Origin of the sequence: Thermoactinomyces sp. CICC 10735, assembly GCF_016055175.1 — a bacterium.
Classification (GTDB): domain Bacteria; phylum Bacillota; class Bacilli; order Thermoactinomycetales; family Thermoactinomycetaceae; genus Thermoactinomyces; species Thermoactinomyces vulgaris.
Genome location: NZ_JAECVT010000004.1, coordinates 249,572 through 268,063, shown reverse-complemented (window position 1 = coordinate 268,063; position 18,492 = coordinate 249,572). Strand labels below are relative to the sequence as shown.

The 18,492-nt window shown below is 48.7% G+C and carries 14 protein-coding genes and 1 riboswitch; of the genes, 4 read left to right on the top strand and 10 right to left on the bottom strand.

The features are described from left to right. Nucleotides 1–175: 175 nt before the first annotated feature. The 3 genes from I8U23_RS10235 to I8U23_RS10225 all read right to left on the bottom strand — a co-directional run bounded on the left by I8U23_RS10235 (nucleotide 176) and on the right by I8U23_RS10225 (nucleotide 2,949). Entirely contained in the window at nucleotides 176–727 is a 552-nt protein-coding gene (locus tag I8U23_RS10235; RefSeq protein ID WP_037994386.1) for a flavodoxin family protein, read from the bottom strand. Nucleotides 728–858: 131 nt separating this feature from the next. Further along, nucleotides 859–2,562, bottom strand: a complete 1,704-nt coding sequence (locus I8U23_RS10230) for a pyruvate oxidase (protein ID WP_198051021.1) — start codon at nucleotides 2,560–2,562, stop codon at nucleotides 859–861. Nucleotides 2,563–2,649: 87 nt separating this feature from the next. Next, nucleotides 2,650–2,949 (bottom strand): hypothetical protein, encoded by a 300-nt coding sequence (locus tag I8U23_RS10225; protein ID WP_037994390.1) that lies wholly within the window; start codon nucleotides 2,947–2,949, stop codon nucleotides 2,650–2,652. A 150-nt stretch (nucleotides 2,950–3,099) separates the two neighbouring features. On the opposite strand from I8U23_RS10225, the gene I8U23_RS10220 reads away from it, so the two are divergent. The 3 genes from I8U23_RS10220 to kynB all read left to right on the top strand — a co-directional run bounded on the left by I8U23_RS10220 (nucleotide 3,100) and on the right by kynB (nucleotide 4,542). Continuing rightward, complete coding sequence (locus I8U23_RS10220; RefSeq protein WP_198051020.1) at nucleotides 3,100–3,591, top strand: hypothetical protein; 492 nt, start codon at nucleotides 3,100–3,102, stop codon at nucleotides 3,589–3,591. Between the two features lie 100 nt (nucleotides 3,592–3,691). Further along, nucleotides 3,692–3,910 carry a kynureninase/PvdN C-terminal domain-containing protein gene (locus I8U23_RS13795; RefSeq protein WP_483316380.1) on the top strand — a complete coding sequence of 73 codons (219 nt, stop codon included), beginning with the start codon at nucleotides 3,692–3,694 and terminating at the stop codon, nucleotides 3,908–3,910. Then, on the top strand, nucleotides 3,910–4,542 hold the full coding sequence (gene kynB / locus I8U23_RS10215; protein WP_037994396.1) for an arylformamidase: 633 nt from the start codon (nucleotides 3,910–3,912) through the stop codon (nucleotides 4,540–4,542). Before I8U23_RS13795 ends, kynB begins: the two co-directional genes overlap by 1 nt. A gap of 37 nt (nucleotides 4,543–4,579) precedes the next feature. Here kynB and I8U23_RS10210 read toward each other — a convergent pair whose 3' ends face one another. From I8U23_RS10210 to mgtE, 6 genes are all read right to left on the bottom strand, one after another. Next, nucleotides 4,580–5,584, bottom strand: coding sequence for a zinc-dependent alcohol dehydrogenase family protein (locus tag I8U23_RS10210; RefSeq protein WP_198051019.1), 1,005 nt, complete (start codon nucleotides 5,582–5,584; stop codon nucleotides 4,580–4,582). A 61-nt stretch (nucleotides 5,585–5,645) separates the two neighbouring features. Beyond that, nucleotides 5,646–6,821, bottom strand: a complete 1,176-nt coding sequence (locus I8U23_RS10205; RefSeq protein ID WP_198051018.1) for a Ger(x)C family spore germination protein — start codon at nucleotides 6,819–6,821, stop codon at nucleotides 5,646–5,648. 11 nt (nucleotides 6,822–6,832) lie between these two features. Beyond that, nucleotides 6,833–7,936, bottom strand: coding sequence for a GerAB/ArcD/ProY family transporter (locus tag I8U23_RS10200; RefSeq protein WP_198051017.1), 1,104 nt, complete (start codon nucleotides 7,934–7,936; stop codon nucleotides 6,833–6,835). Between the two features lie 13 nt (nucleotides 7,937–7,949). Continuing rightward, complete coding sequence (locus I8U23_RS10195) at nucleotides 7,950–9,503, bottom strand: spore germination protein (protein WP_198051016.1); 1,554 nt, start codon at nucleotides 9,501–9,503, stop codon at nucleotides 7,950–7,952. Between the two features lie 243 nt (nucleotides 9,504–9,746). Then, nucleotides 9,747–11,048, bottom strand: a complete 1,302-nt coding sequence (locus I8U23_RS10190) for a M14 family metallopeptidase (protein WP_198051015.1) — start codon at nucleotides 11,046–11,048, stop codon at nucleotides 9,747–9,749. 275 nt (nucleotides 11,049–11,323) lie between these two features. Beyond that, a complete protein-coding gene (gene mgtE / locus I8U23_RS10185) occupies nucleotides 11,324–12,676 on the bottom strand; it encodes a magnesium transporter (RefSeq protein ID WP_037994408.1) in 1,353 nt (450 codons plus the stop codon). A gap of 91 nt (nucleotides 12,677–12,767) precedes the next feature. Next, nucleotides 12,768–12,934, bottom strand: a riboswitch (M-box (ykoK) riboswitch). A 292-nt stretch (nucleotides 12,935–13,226) separates the two neighbouring features. On the opposite strand from mgtE, the gene I8U23_RS10180 reads away from it, so the two are divergent. After that, the gene (locus tag I8U23_RS10180; RefSeq protein ID WP_198051014.1) at nucleotides 13,227–14,630 is read left to right on the top strand and encodes a SpoVR family protein; all 1,404 of its coding nucleotides are present in this window, start codon (nucleotides 13,227–13,229) and stop codon (nucleotides 14,628–14,630) included. 43 nt (nucleotides 14,631–14,673) lie between these two features. Here the strand turns inward: I8U23_RS10180 and I8U23_RS10175 are convergent, their stop codons facing one another. Next, nucleotides 14,674–18,345, bottom strand: a complete 3,672-nt coding sequence (locus I8U23_RS10175; RefSeq protein ID WP_198051013.1) for a WIAG-tail domain — start codon at nucleotides 18,343–18,345, stop codon at nucleotides 14,674–14,676. Nucleotides 18,346–18,492 lie beyond the last annotated feature (147 nt).

Here is an 18,492-nt window from a genome sequence, read left to right as displayed (position 1 = left end):
TTTTCTTCCATGCAAAGGAATCCTGTCGCTAATAATATAAAATAATTAGGTTATATTTTATTGAAAATTACTAAAAATCAGCCGCCTGTGGCCGCAAGTTAAAAGGAGAAGAAACATGGCCGTGGAATACACGCAAGCCCCGGGCAGAGGAACTGGGGCTTGCGAATGAAAAATGTTATCCGGCATGGATTCGTTTCAGTTGTTGATTCAGTTGTTTGGCTTCTTCCAATGCTCTTTCATCATGCAGGATTCCGTCGGGTTTGCCTCCGTAACCGATCAGATACCCTTTGAAATCCATCGACATAAATTTGAAGATCAAATCAAACTGTTGTACGAGCGGGAGAGCGAACAACCGGGCATTTTCCCCGCCGGTGATCACAACGTAAGCTTGTTTTCCGCGCATGGCTTCTTTGAAATCATACCGGGAATCGCGTAAGCTTTGGGACCAGCGGTCAATAAAATTTTTCATGTGTCCGCTCATCCCGTACCAATATAAAGGCGTTCCGAAGACAATGGCGTCATGCTCCATGACCTGTTGAATGAGGCGGTCATAATCATCATCCACCGGATCAAAGCCGTCGGGGTCATGGCGCTGATCCAAAATCGGACGGATGGAGTATTCCCGGAGATAAAGATGCGTTGCCGGTATATCTTCCAGTACAAAGTGTGTCAGTTTTTCCGTGTTTCCATTTTTCCGTGAACTTCCGTGAATGGCCATCCATTTCATGGGTTTCTTCCTTCCTCTCCAGCGTAAAAGTAGGTTGTAACTATAAAACTTTCTACTCCTCCCTTGTCTGTTCCTTCTTTTTTCAGATTTTTTGTGGCTTTGGATTGAAAACAGGCTTTCAATGCCTGGACTTAAACCAGAGGAGGAACATCGGTTTTTCCCTGAGCGAACAGTTCTTTGACCATGTGCTTGGCGTAGCCGGCAGCTTGGGCAAAGGTGATCTTGGCCGGCATGGGCGCTTCGTCGGCATCGACCACCACGTCGATGATGCAAGGCTTTTTCTGCCTGACCGCTTGCTCAAAGGCCGGGAGCAGTTGATCGGGGGTTTCCACCCGGTAGCCGATCCCGCCGCAGATTTCGGCATAGCGGGCAAAATTCGGGTTGGTCAGATCGGTTCCAAACTCAACATTGCCCATCACTTCCTGTTCAAACTTAATCATGGCGATTTTGTGGTTGTTCAAGACCACCACCACGATGGGAAGCCCATATTTGACAGCGGTGACAAAGTCGTTCATCGTCATGCCGAAGCCCCCGTCCCCGCAGATGGCAAACACTTGTTTATCCGGATGTGCGATTTTGGATGCAATGGCTCCGGGAAGCCCGCAACCCAGAGTGGCCAGCCATGCGGAGGTGAGAAATTGTTGCCGGATCATACGGAAATGCCGTGCCACCCATACCGTCACATTGCCGACATCCACCGATAAAATGGCATCATCATCGGCGACTTGTTGCAAAGCTTTCAGCACCCGTTGCGGTTTGATCGGAACCTCATCGGCTTCTTCCTGTTTCGCAAGATGGTCCCACCAGTCTTTCATCATTTTTTGATGGGTCTCCAAATGGCTGCGGTCTGTTTGATAAGGAACCTGATCAATGAGCCAGCCCAATGTGTAATCGGCGTCGCCGGCCAGTCCGATATCCACGGGCATGCGTTTTCCGATTTGGGTGGGATCCGTGTCGATTTGAATGGTTTTCGCTTCCCGGGGCAGAAAGCCGGTAAACGGGAACGACGTGCCGGCCAGAATCAGGGTGTCCGCGTTTTGCATGGCTTCATAAGCCGGACGCGTCCCGATCAGCCCCAGACCGCCGAGACAAAGGGGATGTTCATCGGGGATCACGCCTTTGGCCGGCAAACTGAGAATGATGGGCGCGGCCATTTTTTCCGCAAGGCGGATCAGATTTTCTTTTGCATGTTTCGTTCCTTTTCCGGCCAGGATGACCGGCCGTTTCGCTTTTAACAGGATTTCTTTGGCCTGGAGAAGATCGCTTTTATCGGGGCGGATTTCCTGTTTGCAATAAAACGACGTGGTGGTGCGCACTTCCCGTTCCACTTCATAGCGGGGAATGTCGTCCGGAATGGTTAAAACGGCAACCCCTTTTTTGGCATAGGCGGTCCGGATGGCCTGATTGACCACCGCCGGCAGTTGTTCGGCCGACATGATCCGCTGGTTATAAACGGCCACATCGTCAAACAGGCGATCCAGATTGACTTCCTGGAAATAGTCAATTCCGATCAAATCGGATTCAACTTGGCCGGTTATGGCCAAAACGGGAGCGTGATCCAACTTGGCGTCATACAATCCGTTCAACAGATGAATGGCCCCCGGCCCGGCAATGGCGGTGCAAACGCCCAATTTTCCGGTTAATTTGGCGTAGGCGGCTGCGGCCAACGCACCGGCTTCTTCATGCCGGACCTGTATAAATTTGATGTTGTCTTTGGCTTTCCGGATTGGCTCGATCAAAGAGTTGATCGAATCCCCGGGCATTCCGTATATATGATCCACTCCCCAATCGATCAGCAGATCAACCAAGTATTCACCGGCTTTTTTTCGGAACATCGAAAAATCCTCCTTCTCGTTCATTCGGTTGTTTTTTATTGTGCGCAAGCGGTGATAAAAACATCCTTTGAAACGGAGAAAGAAGGATCATTGCCACGTGTTCCGGCTTTTTCCCTCGCGACGCGCCTGATCTTCCTGAAAACGGTGAAGATGTTCTTCTTCCACCGCCTTGGCCAAGGCTTGTTCCGTGTGGATGAATGCGCGGGTGGCTTCGCGAAGCTTGCGTTCCCATTTCAATTGTTCCAGCCGGTGATGGCGTTCCACCTCTTTGTTCCCTTGGTGTTTGGCGCGCTGCATTTCATCAAGATGATAAAACATTTGTTTTTCGCATTCTTCGATATCCCGTTTGATTTCATCGATCAATAAGTGGTATCTGCGGACTGACATACGATACTCCTTTTTGGAATGGTTTTCCAATGACTTCTCTTTTGGAAGGAGTGATCCCTGCACGGATTTTCCGGTTCCGGGTTGGTGCTTAAAAGCCAAAGCCCGTTGGTTTATAATAAAATTAAGTACAGAGGGAGAATGAGAGCCATTATGAAAGAAAGTTATTTGTTGCGCAAAATTGTAATATCCCGTACAGAAATCCCGTTTTTGCACGGGCAATTGATTTATGATTATGAAGAGTGTTCCGGACATATCGAGCTGATCGTGGAATCGGTTTCGGATGAGGTGCAAGAAGTCTTGAAATCAGAACCCAAGTTTAAGATTCCCGTTTCTTGCATGACGCAGGAATTTTACCGGATGGAAGGATTGACCCGGTGTTTCCAAGTTTATGAAAACCGGTTTCAATTGCAATTTCCGTTGGATACCAAACTGAACAAAGAGGCGTTCTCCATGAGCGAACTGTTGCAGCCGTATGAACTGGTGGAGTTGGAGTATAAGGGCCAAACGTATCGCGGATATTTGGCCAATTGGTCCCATGACGGAAACATGGTTGCGCTCAAAGACCGGGAAACCATGCAAATCCGGCTTTTCCCCTTATCCGGCGTGAAAATCACCTTGTTGGACAGCGGTTTAAAAGGATGAATCATTGACTCCAATAAAGGAAAAAAAGACATCCCAACTGCGGATGTCTTTTTTTGAAATCTTTCATCTTTTCTGAGTCGGGAGCACCATAGCCTCGTTCTTGGAAGCAATACCAATCGCCGTCCTTCCCGATATATTCATAATCAAAGGCGGAGGGAGTCATCTCTGTGACTTTTGCCCGCCAAATGTGATACGATTGGCTCCGGTGGCTTTATACAACTCGTTCATCGATGTTTGTGAAGCCATGAAACGATTGAAGCAGATTATGGATGAGAAAAAGTATCAACATTACCCCACTGAATCGAAAGAGGTGACTTGATGACCTGGATTGATATTTCCCAGCCCCTTCACTCCGGAATCCCGGTTTGGCCGGGAGATGCCCCGTTTCAATATGAATTCACTTACACCAAAGAAGAAAGCGGATCGGTCAATGTCGGTCAGGTGCAAATGAGCACCCATACCGGAACCCATATTGATGCCCCTTTTCACTTTGACGAGGCGGGGAGCAAGGTGAACGAATTGGATGTGAATCTTTATATCGGCAAAGCCAGGGTCATTCATTTGCCGGGAAGAGAAAAAATCAAGGCGGAGGACCTGATGGAAAAAGAATGGGGCGGGATAAGCCGCCTTCTGATCCGGACCGATTCGTGGCGGGATCGGAACGTGTTTCCCGAAGAAATTTGTCATTTGGATCCGGATGCGGTCCCGTATCTGAAAAAACAGGGGATCCGCCTGATCGGGCTGGATGTTCCGTCCGTGGATCCGATCGACAGCAAGACGTTGCCGGCACACCATGCTTTATGGGATGCAGGCATCCACATTTTGGAGGGGGCGGTTTTGGACAATGTGGAAGAAGGGATTTATGAATTGATCGCTTTGCCGCTTCCCATTCTCGGAGGGGACGGGAGCCCGGTCAGGGCCGTGATTCGCCCGGTGGCAGAATCCCTTTGAAGCGGTAAAAAGAGGCGGAGCATTTCCGCCTCTTTTTTCAGGAGAAGTTTTCGTTGACCAGAGTGACTTTTCCAACCGCCTGGCCCGATTCGAGCCGTCGATGGGCTTCAGCCGCTTCTGCAAAAGCGTAAGTTTTTTCATCCAACAAGGGCTTGATTTTTCCTTCATCCACCCACCGGCTGATTTGTCTCAAGATTTCACCATGGCGTTGCAGGCCTTTGCCGGTGAGAATCGGGAGGATCATAAAGACGGCATGCAGGGTCAATCCTTTGTTGTGCATGAGGGATAAATCATGCGTGGAACGGGCTGCGATGGTGACGACATGGCCGTGGATTTTGACTGCTTGCAGAGAGCGGTCGATATTGGCTCCGCCGACGGTGTCGATCACCACGTCAAAGCCTTCGCCGCCGGTATATTGTTTGACATAGTCATCCACTTCGCTTTGCCGGTAAAAAATGGGGTGATCGGCTCCCAACCTTTTGGCGATTTCTGCTTTCCGGTCTGTGGAGACGGTGGTATGTATCGTGGCACCGGTGAGTTTGGCCAGTTGCAGGGCGATATGGCCGACGCCCCCGGTTCCGGCATGAACCAACACGTTTTGTCCTTCCTGAATCCGTCCCCGCTCAAAAACGGCTTCCCAGGCGGTAATCGACACCAGGGGAAGGGCGGCCGCTTCTTGGAAGGAGAGTGTGCGGGGTTTTGGTGCCACCAACTCTTCGCGGACGAGCAGGTAATCGGCCAGAGCCCCGCCATGCGTGTTTTTAAAGCCTCCGGCACAGGCAAAAACCTCATCCCCGACTTGAAAAGAGGTGATCCCTTCCCCGGTTTCTTCAATGACACCGGCCACATCGCCGTGTAAAACGGCCGGCAGTTCGGGGGCAACATTCGGCACGGCTCCGCTTCGGATTTTTGTATCAATCGGATTGACACTGGTGGCAGCAACACGGATCAGGACATGTCCGGGCAACACCGCCGGTCGTTGGAGGGTTGCCGGTTCAAACACATCCGGGGAACCAAATTGGCGGATGATTTGTGCATGCATGGTTTTCTCCTCCTTTATTTTTTAACAATATAACATATCTTTGGCGTGAGAAGGAGGAGGATCACTCGTCTTTGGCTTTGACACCGTAGTCCCGCAAATTGAGATCGACTTTAATGCGAATCGGAACGTCGGCAAACCATTTGACTTCCCATTCATTCTTGATGCGTTGCCACAATTTGTTGTCATGGATGCGGAGAGCGTCTCCGAAACCGGCCACATCGGCCTGATAAATTTTTTGCATTTTATACAATGCCGAACGCATTTGATGGACGATTTTTTCTTCTGCCTTTTGTTCCAAGCGTTCAAGATATTTCGGATCCGTGGCGTCTTCTTCTTCAATCCAGTCTTCCGTCAAATAACCTCCGGTTTTCACGTGGACATCAAAAGAAATTTTGTCACCATCCACACGGGGTTTGATTTTGCTGGACATGTTAAAAATCCTGACGGCGAAAATGGCTTGATCCTCATCATAAACGTTTAACACGCCGCCTCCCTTTTTTCCGGTGATCCAGTTGACCCCAGCAATGTCTTCGGAATTCATGAAACCGATCAATTTTTTGTTTCTCCCGCTGATGACAGCGGCATCTTCCAGTACGATTTCATCATTTTTTTTGGCGATGCAGGGGAGCAAAAAGCTTTGGTTGCTGGCCAAAAATTTCCCTGCTCTTCCATACGTCACCGGCTCTAATATCCGAAGCGAATATTTGGTGTTGTCTGCGATACTGAGAATTTTAAGAGCCGGCAATTCATTGCCTTTGCTTTTATCATCGCTCTGCAGAAACTCTCCCGCTTTTCCTTTCGTGCACAGGATGGTGCTGCTTAAGCGGACATACTGGCCTCGAAGCAGATAGCCCAGCATGTTTCGAAAATTCATGCGTTTGGCCAATTCTTCCCCGATCAACGTGATCTTCAGGTGTTGTCCAATGAGCGGACCCCGGTTGAATAAAGCGACTTCCACAGCCATCTTGCCTAAGGTGTTTCCGGTGATCGTTGTATTTTCATAATCGATTGTCCCTTCTCCGCTGGAGGGTTGTTTCGGATCCATGATTTGAAGGGTGGCGTTGATCACCGGTTTTTCCCCTTCAATCCGGACTTCACCGGTCTCTGTGTCACCCAGATCAAGGGCCAGTCCGATATTGGCTGAAGTTTCTTCAATATCCTGGTAGTCCCAACAGCCTGTGAGCATGATCAGGCTTACGAGAATCAAACTGACAAACAGTCGCCTTTTTCCGTTCATGTTGACCTCCGTTAATTATGGTGTCTTGAACGCCGGTTGCGGATCCAGGCAACCACCAGTGCGATCGGCACAATGATGAAGACCACGAAGAGCTCGATGTGCACCAAAATGGTGCCCAAGTTAAAAAATTCATTGATATCCGCCGGCAGGAATGCGATCAAAAAGATCAAGGGAGAGACTCCGTAGATAAAAAAGCGGATGTTTTTTCCGGTAATTTGGGAAATTCCCAGACAAAAGATGTATTGCATGCTCACATAGGTGGCGAAGATTTGCAAGATCCAGACGGCCAGCAAAAACACTTCATATCGTTCGAAAAATATGCCTGTCAGTTCGTAGGAGCGGATTAATTCAATGGTCGGAAAAGTGAGGGTGATCGTCTGATCCGGTCCCAATCCGCCCACCACGACAATCACAATGACAACGTAAAAGAGTGCGGGCACCAAAATCCCGGCGGAAATCGCTTTCCATGCTTCTTTTTTTCGTTGCATGAATGCGTTTAACACCAACATGAATTCATAACCTGAAAACGTCAGGGATGAACCGTGAATCCCTTTGATCACCGGTTCCACCCCCATTCCCATGACCGGCAGAATGTTTCGCCATTCAAACACTTTAAAGCTGGTGGCCAATACGACAAAGAAAAAGAAGAGGGTGATGGGAAGCAAAATTTCAAACATCCGGGCGACGGCAACGATTCCGCCGGTCATCAGATAAATCCCGACAAACACCATGAGCGATATGGATACAGCCGGCGGGGTGTTGGGAAGCAAATAGAAGTGTGTCACCTCGGCCATGCCTCTCAATTCATATCCGGCAGTGATAAAAAGATATGAGAGAAAGATCAAATTGGCCAAATTGCCGATCCATTTGCCAAAGATTTGCGTGCTGTATTGAAAAAAAGTTTGATCCGGATAATACCGGTTCAACCGGATAATCAACCATCCCATCAACAGAAGAATCAGGGTTGTAAGAATGACCGAAATCCAACCGTCCTGCCCTTGTGTGTCTTCCGTGACATTCCGGGGAAGGGTTAGGACGCCCATTCCCAGAATGACCGAGGCGATGAATATCGATGTTTGAATGGTGGTGATCTGTTTCCGATTGCTGTCTAGCATCACGACACATCCTTCATTGTTTTTGCCGGACCGGGTCTTGGGGTTTTAAGGTGACCGGACGGCGGTTTGTGCGACTCAGCGGCGCCCGGAACAAAATGTCTTTCCAATCTTGGGTTCGTATGGGGGCAATCGGTGCCAAGTAAGGGAATCCGAAGCTTTCCAAGCGGACGAGATGAGTCATTGTTAACAAGAAAAAGATGATGATCCCGTACAAACCGAAAAAGGCGGCAAATAACATGAGCACAAAGCGCAAATACCGGAGAGCGATCCCGGCGTTATATTGGGGGATGGCAAAGGATGAGATCGCTGTCACCGCAACCACCACCAACAAGATGGGACTGACAATGCCAGCTTGCGCAGCGGATTCCCCGATCACCAATCCGCCGACGATACCCACGGTCTGGCCGACCGATTTGGGGAGACGGAGCCCGGCTTCCCGCAACACTTCAACTGCCACTTCCATAAACAACGCCTCCAAAACCGACGGGAAAGGCACACCTTCCCGGGTGGCGGCAATGCTCATCGCCAGCCTTGTCGGGATCAGCCCTTGATGGAAGGAGGTAAAGGCGATATAGAAAGCCGGCAGGGAAATCGACAGAAAAGCAGACATGTACCGCAAGTAACGTAGCAGGATCCCCGGAATCCAACGGGTGTAGTAGTCTTCCGGCGATTGCAAAAACATCCAAAACGTGACAGGTACAATCAGGGCAAAGGAGGTCCCGTCCAGAAGTATCGCCACCCGTCCTTCTGTCAGCGCCCCCGCCACCCGGTCCGGACGTTCGGTGTCTTGCACTTGCGGAAATGGAGAAAAGGTGTTGTCTTCGATCAAATGCTCAATATAACCGGTGTCCAATACTTCATCGATGTCGATCTCTTTTATGCGTTGATCCACCGTTTTGACCAATTCCGGGTCTGCGAGGTCCTGGATGTAGACGACTGACGCTTTGCGCTGTGTCCGCCTTCCGAGAACATAGGACTTATAAGTAAGATTCGGCGTGGCCAAACTTTGCCGGAGCAGCGCCAAATTGACTTCCAGCGAGTTGGTGAAACCGATTTGGGGTCCCCGGACAATTGCTTCGGTTTCGGAGGGTCCCAAGCTGGTTGTCAACTTCTTGCTAGTGGCCATTACAATTGCTTGGTCGCATCCGTCCACTAACACCGCCGTGGATCCCCGGATCAAATGCGTGAAAATCTCCGAATAGCTTTGGATTACTTTGAGCTTATAGAAACTTAAAACGTGGTTTTTGATCAAGTGGATGATTTCATCCGACTGGATGAATTCGGTTTCCCCGGTGGTGAATTCATCCCAGTTGTGCATCAAACGGTCGAGAATTTGTTCGTTGATGGTTTTCTCATCCACCATTTCTTTCATAAACAAACAGGCCGCCTGGATGTTGGTCCCGCCGATTCGAAAGGAACGGATGGTCAAGTCCGGATGTTGTTCTGTCAGTTTGTTGAAATAATTCACATTGGTTTCAAGGTTGTTTTTCAAACGATCCGTATCGGCAGATTGTTTGTTTTCATGCGTGTCTTTTTTCCGTTTCCGGTAGAAATGGCGCTTGATCAATGTCAGTCATCCTTTCATGAACGAATCCATTGAAAGAGGCGGGTCACGGCACAAGGAATCACGAGAATCAATATGGCAAAAATGAATATTTTCTTATCCGGAATATGCTCCACGATAAATTCCCACATGGTATCACCTTCATGGTTAGTGTGTTTCAATGTTTTGGTTTTCATGCGCAAAAAAAAGACGGCCGGACATGGGCCGTCACAGATTTTGTGAGAAAGGATCTTAAATCTTATATTGTTAATCCTTAGCTTGGCAATATTGTGCCTCTTTTCCGATGACCCGATAGGGACAATCGGCTTGTTCCGCCAGATAAAGAGCCGCTTCCCGGTTCCGTTCCGTTTCGCGTTCAATGACTTTATCCGGTGGATAAAAGCCTCCGCCGGAGGTTCCTTTCGGATACATTTCAAACGTGAAGGCGAAGATGTTATGTTCGCCGTATGCCCAGTCGGTCATGTCTCCATCCGTGATGTACAAGTCGCTGGATTGTTGGGGGGTGTAACCGTTGGTTTCAGCCATGGCTTCCCCCATGGTTTTAAATACCTGATAATCATCAGCGCTCATGTCATCCGGGGTGTTTTCGTAGGTGTATCCGTAGGGCCACAAGATCAATTCGCTGTAGGTGTGAAAACTGATGGCCGTTTTGATTTGCTGTTCCCCGTTGATCACCCGGCTGTTGACGAAATCGCGGAGAGCAGCAGTTTCCGGTGCGGAAAAAGGAGCTTGTCCGCGATAGGTTTCGCTGGACGGATTGCTGCTGGAACCTCCGCAACAACCCCACTGGTAACCGTAGTTCCGGTTCAGGTCGGTGCCAATGGAAGAGGATCCGCTGTTGGGCTGGCGATTTTTGCGCCAGTATTGGTATTTGCCGGTGGAGATGTCGTACTCTCCCCCGTCGGGGTTCATATTAAAGAGGATGTAGATTTCCCGGGAATCGACAATCTCTTTGATTCTCGGATCGGTGGCATAATTGTCGGTGTACAGGTGGAGCAGATAAAGAGCCATTTCAACGGTTAAATGTTCGCGGGCATGATGCAGGGAGGCGTAGAGAACTTCCGGCTCGTCTTCATCCTCTTGAACGTTGTCGCTGATCTTCACCGCCCACAGGTCACGGTTTTCATATGATTTTCCAATGCTGAATTTGCGGACGATGTCGCCGTGATCGGAAACGGCTTGATCAATCTCTTTAACCATTTCGTCATAGTTGTGGTAGCGGGAGTCGGCATCGGGGAAATCGAGGGTTCCCAACACCGGCTCGGCTTTGGGTTGAAAGCCTTTTTCTTTCAGGCTTTTCAGTTCCGTGTCGGTTGCAAGCACTCTCACATAATCCGCTCCGACCTCTTCGATGGATGCACCGGTCCGGGCAATTTCGGTTCGTTGTTCTTTGCTTTTGACTTCAGGGATGTGGTAGAATCCGGTGGTGGAAAAACGGTTTTCATCCAAGGATTCTGTTGCGCTGTTGACAAAGCCGGTCATCGGAAAGGCCGCCAAAAGCATCAGGGAGACAGTCAGGGAAAACCACCGTTTTTTACGGGAAAGCATGGGAACAAAGGCACTCCTTTCAAAAATATAATGAATTGGATAAAGATTGAAACTATTCAATTGATAAAAGAAGGCAATCTTTATCCATATGAATAATTCTATGTAAAAATATCAAAACCTTCTGAAATTCTTTTTTCTTGCATACTAAAAGGCAGGTGCTTTTGGTTTGGTCCTGGTGTTGTTTCACAGAGGATTAACCAAAGGCACCTGCCTTCATCTCCTGATCAGAACTTTGATCGGTACTCAAAGTTTCATCAACCTCGATTCATCAGATTTTAAAGTTCCAATATCATTTTGGCAATCGTCATGTAAATGATCAATCCGGTTCCATCCACCAAGGTGCTGATCAATGGTCCGGAAACGACCGCCGGGTCTGCTTTCAGCCGGCTCAGGATCAGCGGCAATGCTGCGGAAACCACGGACGACCAGATGACAATAAACATCGCAGCCAACGCGACCACATAAGCCACGTCAAAGGTGACGCCCATGATCCAAGCCCGGATAAAGCCGATCAGTCCCAGCGACATGCCGAGAAACATTCCGGTGAGGAGTTCTTTTTTGATGACACGGAACAAATCTTGAAACTTGACTTCCCCGACACCGAGGGCCCGGATCAGTGTGGTGACAATTTGCGAACCGGTGTTTCCGCCTGTCCCGATTAACAAAGGGATAAAAAAGGATAGGGCAACCACTTGATCCAGCGTGCTCTGGTAACTTTCCAAAACTGTTGCGGTATAAGCACCTCCGACAAACAAAATGAAGAGCCAGACAATCCGTTTCCGGTATAAACTCCAGATGGAGGTTTTGAAGTAAGGTTCGGTCAATGGTTGGCTTCCTCCGATTTTTTGGATGTCTTCGGTTGCTTCTTCCTGAATGACCTCGACCACATCATCGTAGGTGACGATTCCGATCAACCGGTGTTGCCGGTCCACGACGGGTACGGCATAAAAACCGTAACGGGACAAAACCGATGCGACCTCTTCCTGTCCGGTTTCGGCCGGAACGGAAATGATATCGGTTTTGGCGATGTCGGAAAGCGGGGTTTTCGGATCGGCCAAAATGATTTCTTTGAGTGAAGCCACGCCAAAAAGTTTGCCACGTTGGTCGGTGACATAGATGTAGGAGACAATCTCCGCTTCATAACCCACTTTCCGGATGTGCCGGATGGTTTGTTCCCCCGTCCAATAGGCCCGGGCCGATACATAATCCACTGTCATCAAGCCGCCGGCCGTATCCTCCGGATAAGTCATTAGCTGTTTGATCTTTTTCCGGTAATCCGCCGGGAGCAGCCGTTGCAACTTTTCGGCTTGCAGCGGGTGGATGGCGAGCAGGAGGTCCACCACCATGTCACTGGACATTTGCTTGATCAATAACGAGGTGACCGTTTCGTCCATGCGGCTCAGCAACTCATAGGTTCTTTCCGGCTCGAGATATTCCAAAACTTCCGCGGCATGAGCCAAAGATAAATGGGTGATGAGTTCCCGTTGGAGATCCACATCCAAATCTCGGAAAATCTCGGCCAAATCGTATGGTTGCATTTGGCGCAAAAGCTCCAACAAGCGCGTTTCTTTTTTTTCGGAGCAGAACAGGTTTTGCAACTCTTCCTTGACGAAAGCTGCTTGACTCATCTCGTTTCCCCCCTTTTATAAAATAAAAAACTCCCACTGACGATGAGAGCGGGAGACAGAGCAAAACAAGCCCATTGAAGCATGAGCCGGCCTTTATCTCCCTCATCGAGCTTTGGCACTGCACGGCATAGGTTGTAACAACCAGCTACATTAGAAAAGACCTTCGTTCCGATCTTTTCTGCTGACCCATTGGCGTCTCTCGACATTTTTGGGCAGTAGCGTATCTCCGAACAGGAACCTCACCTAACAGAGATAAAACCATGACAATATAAGGTTTTGAACGTTGTCAAGTATAACGCTTGGCAGAAAGGGTTGTCAATTGATCTTGTGTTGAAATTTCTTAAAGGACATATTGTCATTATATTTTATTAAACAAGGGCGGGGAGGGTGCCATCCTGCAACCGGAAAGATTGAATTTTTACGGAAAATTTAGTAAAATATACTTATATATTAATATAAATTTCGTTCTTCCATGAAAGCAGTCGTTCCAGTTCTATGTGGGTCTGAATCAGATATAGAAAGGAATTCCTTTTCGGGAAGGAGATGCGAGATGAGTGTGGACCACAAGGCGTTGGAACGGGCGATTGCCGAAATCACAGAGATAGCCAAGGGTTTCGGGCTTGATTTTTATCCGATGAGATACGAAATTTGTCCGGCAGACATTATATATACTTTTGGTGCCTATGGCATGCCGACGCGGTTTTCACATTGGAGCTTCGGCAAAGCTTTTCACAAAATGAAACTGCAATACGATTTAAATTTAAGCAAAATTTATGAATTGGTCATTAACTCTAATCCTTGCTATGCTTTTTTGCTCAAGGGAAACAGCTTGACGCAAAACAAAATGATCGTGGCTCATGTCCTGGCGCATTGCGACTTTTTTAAGAACAACGTCCGTTTTTCGGCAACTTCCAGAGACATGGTGGAGACAATGGCCGCCAGCGCGGAGCGGATCCGCCAATATGAAATGAAGTACGGGAAAGAAGTGGTGGAGGAATTTTTGGATCATGCCCTCGCCATTCAAGAGCACATCAATCCGAGCCTGTTGGATTTAATAGCCAACCGGAAGAAAGCGAATCCGTCAACCCCTTCCAAACCTTCCACTCCTTATGATGACTTGTGGGAATTGGATCAACCGGAAAAACCTCCGAAGCCTTCTCCAAAAAAGAAACAATTCCCTGAACAGCCGGAAAAAGATTTGGTTCTGTTTTTGATGAAACACAGCCGGGTGCTGGAAGATTGGCATCAGGACATTTTGACCATTTTGCGCAATGAGATGTTGTATTTCTGGCCGCAGCTGGAAACCAAAATCATGAATGAAGGTTGGGCCTCCTACTGGCACATCCGCATCATGCGCGAGTTGGATTTGAATGAAGAAGAGGCGATTGAATTTGCCAGTTTGAATGCCTCTGTCTTGCAACCTTCCAAAACATCCATCAATCCGTATTACCTGGGATTGAAGATGTTTGAAGACATTGAACGCCGGTGGGATCATCCAACCGAAAAAGAGCAGAGGGAGTTGGGGATGAAGCCCGGGCAAGGGCGGAAAAAAATCTTTGAAGTCCGTGAGTTGGATTCCGATATTTCCTTTTTGCGGAATTACCTGACCGAAGAGTTGGTGGAAAAACTGGATTTGTATGTATTCCAACGCAAAGGCGACGAGTGGAAAATCACGGACAAAAACTGGGAGTCGGTCCGGGATGAGCTGGTGATGAGCCGGATCAACGGGGGACATCCGTTCATTGTGGTGAAAGACGGGGATTATGCGGAAAACGGAGGGTTGTATTTGCTCCACCGGTATGAAGGCGTTGAGTTGGATACGAAATATCTGGAAAAAACGTTGCCGCATGTTTATGCATTATGGGGCCGCCCGGTCTATTTGGAGACAGTGATTGAAGAGAGAAAAGTGGTTTTTTGTTATAACGGGAAAAAATGCACACGGCGCTATTTGTGAAAAAATGTCCGCTTCAATTCGGGGTTGAAGCGGACATTTTTGTTTATTCACCGGAACGCGGCTCCTCCTGTTGAGCATCTTCTGTTCCGGCTTCCGATCCGGTTTCCGGCTCCTCTTCACCCCGGGTTTCCATTTCCTCTTTATCCGGCGTTTCCGTTTCTTCTTCTTCCAGCTGTTTTTCTTTCACGGTTGTTTCGGTTTCCGCGATGTCCGTTGCAGAGGAAATGGTTAACGGGAGAAAGGGTTGGACCGGGTCATCCGTTAATGGGTTGTGGTTTTGTTCATCTTCTTCTTCCTGTTTCACCGTTTTTGGATGATGGTCGGAATTGGCGTTTTCCGGTTTTTTCTCTTCGCTTGCGACATTGTCTGTGTCCGGAACCGGGATGGCGGCAGGAATGTCATCCACCGGGGTTTGTCGGGCGAACCAGTGAAGCAATCCTTCGATGGAGGTCGTGGATTCATGATTGCGGTCGATTTGGATGACAAAGTGGTCGGCGTGATTTTCTTTCAGTGTCACCAGGCATTCCGGATGATTGGTGATGGCCACGACGGCATAGGGCGATTTAATCGGAGTGGCCAACGGGATTTGAAACGTCCGTCCGGACATATTTTCTTTCAGTTGGAAGCGGGCAATGCCTGAAACCGTGGCAGGTTGTTCATCCGCAAGGAGCGGACGGAAATTCAATTTCTCCAAGCCGATGCTTTGATCAGCGATTTTTTCGGTGGTCACTGCTTGGTCCGTCAGATGTTCCGCAGAAATGGCGCCGGATTCAATGTGTGTTCCCTGGATTTGTTTTTTGGCGATGTGGCAGGACAAAATCGCATCATCGTTGATATGGCGGGGGAAGATGGACTGGGATGCCAACTTGTCGGAATGAACGGCTTGATCTTGAAGCAGATCGGTTGAAATGGCTCCTTGCTCAATGTGCATTTCCTGGATTTGCCGTTGGGCAATGTGCCAGGAGCGCACGGAATCATCTGCGATATGGCGCGGCAAGATGGAATGCGAAGCCAGTTTGCCGGCATCGACCGCGTCATCTTGAAGATGGGCTTTGGTGATGGCTTCTTCTTGGATGTGCCGGCCGGAGACGGCCGTATCTTTAATATGGTGGCCTTGGATTTGCTCTTTTTCAATGTGCCGGGACAAAACGGCACCGGCTGAAATGTGCGGGGACAAGATTGCATTTTGGGCCAGATGGCGGGCCGCGATGGCTTCATCCTGGATGTGTCCGGATGCCACGGATTGTTCCGCGATATGCTTCGACTCGATTTGCTTTTCCTGAATGTGCCCGGATTGAATGGCCTCTTCTTGGATGTGCCGGCCGGAGACGGCTGTATCTTCAATATGGTGGCCTTGGATCTGTTCTTTTCTGATATGACGTGACAAAACGGCACCGGCTGAGATGTGCAATGACCCGACAGCTTCCTCGTTCAGATGATGTTCGCAAATCGAGTTTTCATCCAGGTGTCCGCTTTGGATCTGTTGTTCCCCGATGTGGTGAGACAAGACGGATGCGGCGGACAGATGCCGGGACGATATGGAGTCGGATGTCAAATGCCGGGAAGAAACCGTTTCATCACAGAGCAGCTCCCCGGAAATGGATTGTTCCTGAATGTGCCGGGCGCTGATTTGCTTATCCTGAATATGCTCGGCGTTGACGGCTTTATCTTGAATATGACGGGATTTGATCTGGTGATTGGCGATTTTTTCGCTGACGATGGCATGGTCTTTTAAATGGTCCGTGTGAATTTCGCCGTGTTTCAGATGTTTTGCGTTGATTGCCCCGTCCTCAATGTGATTTTCGCCGATGGATTGGTCTTGCAGATGGTGGCTTTGGATCTGCTTTTCCCCGATATGCCGGGATAATACGGCTTCAGCGTCAAGATGTCGGGATTCGACCGATTTTTCTCCAAGGTTGCGGGCATGGATCGCTTCATTTTGGATCAGTTCGTTGGAAATGGACTGGTCTTTGATGTGCTCCGGACCAATTTGTTTTTCCCGGATGTGGCGGGAGGTGACGGATTCGCTGTGGAGATGGCGGGAATCGATTTCGCCTTCTCCGATTTTTTCTGCGGTCACTGCTTGATCTTTCAAATGCCGTGTGTGAATTTGCCCGTTTTTGATGTGATGGTCCTCAATGGACTGATCCGCAATATGTTGGTTTTCGATGACGGAGTGGTCCAGTTTTTCTTTGGTGATGGCTCCGTCGACGATGTGGGTGGACTGGACGGAAAAAGGTGCGATGTGATGGCCGCTGATGGTGGCGGATCCGATGTGTTTTCCCTGAATGCTTTCATTGGCCAGTTTATCCCCGTAGACGGATTCGTCCGCCAGATGTTTGTGTTGGATTTGCCCCCGGTCAATGTGTCTGGACTGGATGATCTGTTCTCCCAGATGTTCCCGCAAAATGGTGTGGTGTCCGATTTTTTCGGACGTGACGCATCCGTTGGCCAGTTTGTTCGAAGTGATGGCAAAGTCGTTGATTTTGTCGGTGGATACCGATTCCGGAGCCAGTTTGGAAGTGGAAATCGAATGGTCGATCAACTTGGAACCGGAAATGGAATGATTGGCCAAATGTTGCTCATTGATGCTTGCTTCCTGGATGTGGCGTTTGTTGATGCTGTTTTCTTGCAGGTGTTCTTCGCCGATGATTTTCCTGTTCAGATGTTTTTCCTGAATGGCGCCTTCGGCAATGGCTTCGGCATGGACACTGTTTGGGGCGATGTGTTGTTCTTTGACGGAATCCGGGGTCAAATGTTCATGGGTGATGATGCCCGGCTGCAAATGATCTTTGTGAATGGATTGATTTCGGATTTGTTGTCCGGTGATGGATTGATGGGTGATTTTTTCCCCCGGGATGGATTGTTCCCCGAAATGGTGGGGGCTGATGGCTTTTTCCTGAATGTGGGAACCTTGAATGGAGCCGGGTTGAATGTGTTGGGATTCGATGGATTGAGATGCGATTTTGTCGCTGGTGACAGCGCCGTTTTGCAATTTGCTTTCGGAGACGGATTCATCGGCCAGTTTTGCTTGGTTCACGACTTCGTTTTCCAAATGAATGGTGCGGATGGAACCGCTTTTTAATTTTTCGCCGCTGATGGACTGATCGGCCAAATGCTCATTTAAAATATGGCCCAGTGACAAATGTTTGCTTTGGATCGAGCGTTCTTTGAGTTTGCTTTCATTGATGCTGCCGTCTGATAATTTGCTGCCGGGAATTTCATTGTCTTTAATGTGTTTGGCTTGAATGGAATCTTTTTTGATGTGGCTTCCTTCAATGGAATCATGATCCAGATGGAAGGAGCGGACTGCATTTTTGGCAATTTTTTGTGAGGTGACGGCTTCATTTTTCAATTTGGATTCGGTTACGGTCGCCTGTTCAAGGTGATCGGTGCCAATGCTGTCCGGTTTGATCTTTTTCCCGCTGATCGACTGGTTGGCGATTTTTTCCTCCGTGACGGCGGCGTCGGCGATGTCATTGGTGTAAATCGGCGAATGGCTTTGCCGGGTCTGGGTGGATGAAGTTTTTAAAGGTTTGGATAAATCGGACAGTTCCGCGGTGTTTTCCATGTCTTCCAACAGACCGGTTTTGTTCCGTTTCTTTTTCAATTCTGCTTGCTCCAATTGAATGAGTTCCTCCAAAATTCGTTCATCGGCCATGTAAGGAGAGGGACGTTCCCTTTTTTTGGCTGAATGAGACTTTCTCTTCTTCAAAGGTCGTACTCCTTTCTATCGGGCATTTTCCACTCTCTTTTAGGTATATGCATCAAAATGAAAAATGGAAACATGTCAAATCAAAATCGCACAACGCCAGTATTCATCGGGTTTCCTAAGAATAACCATTTATTACATATTAAAGGA

What these genes read in the sequence shown, in the direction of transcription:
- I8U23_RS10235 (WP_037994386.1), bottom strand. Translation starts at nt 727, where the DNA reads ATGAAATGGATGGCCATTCACGGAAGTTCACGGAAAAATGGAAACACG.
- I8U23_RS10230 (WP_198051021.1), bottom strand. Translation starts at nt 2,562, where the DNA reads ATGTTCCGAAAAAAAGCCGGTGAATACTTGGTTGATCTGCTGATCGAT.
- I8U23_RS10225 (WP_037994390.1), bottom strand. Translation starts at nt 2,949, where the DNA reads ATGTCAGTCCGCAGATACCACTTATTGATCGATGAAATCAAACGGGAT.
- I8U23_RS10220 (WP_198051020.1), top strand. Translation starts at nt 3,100, where the DNA reads ATGAAAGAAAGTTATTTGTTGCGCAAAATTGTAATATCCCGTACAGAA.
- kynB (WP_037994396.1), top strand. Translation starts at nt 3,910, where the DNA reads ATGACCTGGATTGATATTTCCCAGCCCCTTCACTCCGGAATCCCGGTT.
- I8U23_RS10210 (WP_198051019.1), bottom strand. Translation starts at nt 5,584, where the DNA reads ATGCATGCACAAATCATCCGCCAATTTGGTTCCCCGGATGTGTTTGAA.
- I8U23_RS10205 (WP_198051018.1), bottom strand. Translation starts at nt 6,821, where the DNA reads ATGAACGGAAAAAGGCGACTGTTTGTCAGTTTGATTCTCGTAAGCCTG.
- I8U23_RS10200 (WP_198051017.1), bottom strand. Translation starts at nt 7,936, where the DNA reads ATGCTAGACAGCAATCGGAAACAGATCACCACCATTCAAACATCGATA.
- I8U23_RS10190 (WP_198051015.1), bottom strand. Translation starts at nt 11,048, where the DNA reads ATGCTTTCCCGTAAAAAACGGTGGTTTTCCCTGACTGTCTCCCTGATG.
- mgtE (WP_037994408.1), bottom strand. Translation starts at nt 12,676, where the DNA reads ATGAGTCAAGCAGCTTTCGTCAAGGAAGAGTTGCAAAACCTGTTCTGC.
- I8U23_RS10180 (WP_198051014.1), top strand. Translation starts at nt 13,227, where the DNA reads ATGAGTGTGGACCACAAGGCGTTGGAACGGGCGATTGCCGAAATCACA.